Genomic DNA, 396 nt, shown 5'->3' with positions numbered 1-396 from the left:
GACCCGCTTCCGCGAAGGCGGCGAGCGTGCCTACAACCTCGGGGTCAGCCTCAGCATCCCGCTGTTCGACCGCAACCGCGGTGGCATCCGCGCCGCCAATGCCGACCAGCGCGCGGCCGAAGCGCGCCTGGACCAGCAGCGCCGCGACAGCGAGGCCGAGCGCCTCTCTGCGGTGGCCGGGTTGAAGGCCGCCAGTAGCCGTACCCGCGCCGCCGATGAAAGCGTGGTCGCCGCCGAAGAGGCGTATCGCCTGGCCCGCATTGGCTTCGACGCCGGACGCATCTCGCAGCTGGAACTGCGCAGCACGCGCAGCGCCCTCATCGCCGCCCGCGGCACCGCCGTGGATGCGCGCCTGTCGCGCGTCCACGGCGGTGCCGCGGGCGGCGATGAGGGCGC

Annotated in this window: 1 protein-coding gene; it reads left to right on the top strand. The window is 74.2% G+C overall.

From position 1 onward, the window contains the following. Positions 1 to 396 (top strand): TolC family protein (locus tag AYO36_RS16690; protein ID WP_197484526.1); only part of this gene is annotated, 396 nt, incomplete at both ends.

Source organism: Exiguobacterium sp. KKBO11 (assembly GCF_001644945.1).
GTDB classification, from domain to species: domain Bacteria; phylum Bacillota; class Bacilli; order Exiguobacteriales; family Exiguobacteriaceae; genus Exiguobacterium_A; species Exiguobacterium_A abrahamii.
The sequence above is the reverse complement of the archived record's forward strand: the minus strand, read 5'-3'. Positions and strand labels throughout refer to the sequence as shown.